Source organism: Actinosynnema sp. NPDC023658 (assembly GCF_040639995.1).
Classification (GTDB): domain Bacteria; phylum Actinomycetota; class Actinomycetes; order Mycobacteriales; family Pseudonocardiaceae; genus Actinosynnema.
The window spans coordinates 1-2,864 of record NZ_JBFAAX010000730.1 but is presented as its reverse complement, the minus strand read 5'-3'; the positions used below and the strand labels follow the sequence as shown (position 1 = coordinate 2,864).

Genomic DNA, 2,864 nt, shown 5'->3' with positions numbered 1-2,864 from the left:
CCGAAGCAGCTCAGCGAGCGGCGCCCCGGCGAGGCGCTGCTGGGGCGGCACGCCCGGCCCGGTGACCGGGTGGGTCCCGGCGAGGAACTGGCGCTGGTCCAGCTGCCCCACCGCGCGGCCCCGGTCGGTGAACGGCCCGCGCTCGACCCCGTCGCCCGTGCCTGGGTCGACGCGGTGCGCCGGGCCACGACCATCACGGAAGGACCACCGCGGTGACCAGCCCCCACGAGCTCGACCTGACCGCCGAGCAGATGCGCGCACTCGGCCACCAGGTCGTCGACCTGGTGGTGGACCACCTGCGCGAGCAGCGGCACCGACCCGTGCACCGGCGGGTCGCGGCCGGCGAGGTCGACCACCTCCTGACCGAGACCGTCCCCGAAGAACCCGCGGACCCGGCCGGGCTCGTCGACTTCCTCGCCGCCGAGGTGCTGCCCCGGTCGCTGCGCCTGGGTCATCCCGGCTGCTTCGCGTTCATCCCCAGCGCCAACAACTTCCTGGGCGTCCTGGGTGACCTGCTCGCCTCCGGGTTCAACGTCTCGCCCGGCGCGTGGTTCGTCGGCGCCGGACCCGCGGCCGTCGAGCAGGTCACCGCGCGGTGGCTCGCGGAGCTGCTCGGGATGCCGGAGGGTGCCGGCGGGGTGTTCACCCCCGGCGGGACCCTGGCCAACCTGACGGCCGTCGCCGCGGCCAGGCACGACCGACTGGGCGACGACGCCACCGGAGCCGTCCTCTACTGCTCCGACCAGACCCACCCGGCCGTGCTCCGCGCCTGCCACGTGCTCGGTCTCGGCGACTCCCTGCGGGTCCTGCCCAGCACCGGCCACCGCCTCGACCCCGACCGGGTGCGGCAGGAGATCGACACCGACCGGAAGGCCGGCCGCAGGCCGTTCCTCGTGCTGGCCAACGCGGGGACCACCAACACCGGCAGCATCGACCCGCTGCCCGAACTCGCCCGCCTGTGCCGCGAGCACGACCTCTGGTTGCACGTCGACGGCGCGCACGGGGCCGCCGCCGCGATGACCACCAGGGGACGCGTCGCCCTGACCGGGCTCACCGAGGCCGACTCGGTCGTCATCGACCCGCACAAGTGGCTGTTCCAGCCCTACGAGATCGGCTGCCTGCTCGTGCGGGACCCGGCCACCCTGCACCGGGCGTTCGCGCTGAGCCGGTTCCGCGAGCAGACCGGCTACCTCGACCTCACCCGGCCCGCACCCGACGAGGTCAACCTGTCCGACCACGGCGTGCAGTTCACGACCGCCGCCCGGGCGCTCAAGCTGTGGCTGTCGTTCAAGGGCTTCGGCGTCGGCGCCTTCCGCGCGGCCATCGACCACGGGCTCGACCTGGCCGAGCACGCCGCCTCCCTCGTCGAACAGGACGACGAGCTGGAACTGCTCGCCGGGCCGAGCCTCGGCATCCTGTGCCTGCGGTACCGACCGCGGGCCGCGGGCGGTGCGGGCCTCGACGCGGTCCAGTCCCGGATCGCGGAGACCGTCAACCGCGGCGACCGGTTCCTGATCGCCACGACCACCGTGAACGGCCACCGCGCCCTGCGGCTGTGCACCATCAACCCCCGCACCACCCCGGCCGACGTCAACAGCCTCATCCTCGACATCCTGGAAGCAGGACGGGCACCGGAGTGACAGGACCCACGACCCGCCCGCTGCCGACCGTGCCGCGGGGCTCACGCCCTGGGCACCCGGCCACCGTGGATCACCGCGATCGAGCCCGCCAGTCCCGCGCCGCTCCACGCCGCGCACCACCGACGAAGCCTCAGGTCGGTCTTCCCGGAGGGGTGGATGCCCTCGCACGCGCTCGGCCTGGTGGGCACGGGTGCGCTCCAGCAACTCCACCAGCACCGCCTCGACCTTCACGACCGTATGCGGGAAGGTCCCCAAACGGACAGGTTCGCTTGCTGCCGAACAACGCCTGGCTACCCTCGTCCCGGTGCGAATCCTCTTCTCCAGCCTCGGCCACTACGGGCACACCTACCCCCTGTTACCCCTCGCGATCGCCGCGCGGGAGGTGGGGCACGACGTCGCCTACTTCACCGGCGCCGCGTTCGCGAGCACGCTGACCTCGCGCGGCATCGAGCACATCGTCGGCGGCATCGAGGTGAACGAGGCGTTCGCCATCGCGACCAAGGAGGCCCGGCCGAGGAGGGCGGAGGACGTCGCTGAGCGGGTCGCCTACACCTTCGCCTCGGTGATGCCGCGCCGCTTCGCCACCGAACTCGCGCCGGTCATCACCGACCGCAAGCCGGACCTGGTCGTGCACGAGTTCGGCAACCCGGGCGCGGGCCTCGCCGCCGACGTCGCGGGCGTGCCCGCGCTGTGCCACTCGTTCGGCCGGATGTGGCAGGAGCCCGACTTCGCCGAGCCCGCGCTCGCCCACCTCACCGACCTCGGCGCGGAGTTGGGCGTCGAGGTCCCGCGGAGCGATCCCCTGGTGCTCGGCCACCCGTACCTCGACGTCTGCCCGCCGTCGGTGCAGAACCCGGCGTTCCTGACCTCGTCGGTGCACCGGATCCCGCTGCGGCCGGTGCCGTTCAGCGAGCCAGGCGAGCTGCCGCCGTGGGTGCTCGAACACCGCGAACCCCTGGTGTACCTGACGCTGGGCACGGCCTTCGGCGTCGTGGAGGTGCTGCGCGCCGCCGTGGAGGGGCTGGCCGCGTTGAACGTGAAGGTGCTCGTGGCGACCGGACCGACGGTGGAGCCGGACGCGCTCGGTGACCTGCCGGACAACGTCGTGGTGCTCCCGTGGGTCCCGCAGGCCGACCTGCTGCCGCACGTCGACCTCGTGGTGCACCACGGCGGGGCCGGCACGACCATGGGCACGCTGGGCGCGGGCGTGCCGCAACTGGTCGT

At 73.5% G+C, this 2,864-nt stretch carries 4 protein-coding genes; 3 read left to right on the top strand and 1 reads right to left on the bottom strand.

Annotated features, from left to right (window positions below; genetic code table 11):
• The coding region (locus tag AB0G02_RS33890) for a hypothetical protein (RefSeq protein ID WP_360802559.1) at positions 1-216 on the top strand (216 nt) is incomplete at its 5' end.
• Positions 213-1,640, top strand: coding sequence for an aminotransferase class V-fold PLP-dependent enzyme (locus AB0G02_RS33885; protein WP_360802556.1), 1,428 nt, complete (start codon positions 213-215; stop codon positions 1,638-1,640). The genes AB0G02_RS33890 and AB0G02_RS33885, both read left to right, overlap by 4 nt.
• 41 nt (positions 1,641-1,681) lie before the next feature.
• Here the strand turns inward: AB0G02_RS33885 and AB0G02_RS33880 are convergent, their stop codons facing one another.
• The gene (locus AB0G02_RS33880) at positions 1,682-1,828 is read right to left on the bottom strand and encodes a hypothetical protein (protein WP_360802553.1); all 147 of its coding nucleotides are present in this window, start codon (positions 1,826-1,828) and stop codon (positions 1,682-1,684) included.
• A 116-nt stretch (positions 1,829-1,944) separates the two neighbouring features.
• On the opposite strand from AB0G02_RS33880, the gene AB0G02_RS33875 reads away from it, so the two are divergent.
• The coding region (locus AB0G02_RS33875; RefSeq protein ID WP_360802550.1) for a glycosyltransferase at positions 1,945-2,864 on the top strand (920 nt) is incomplete at its 3' end.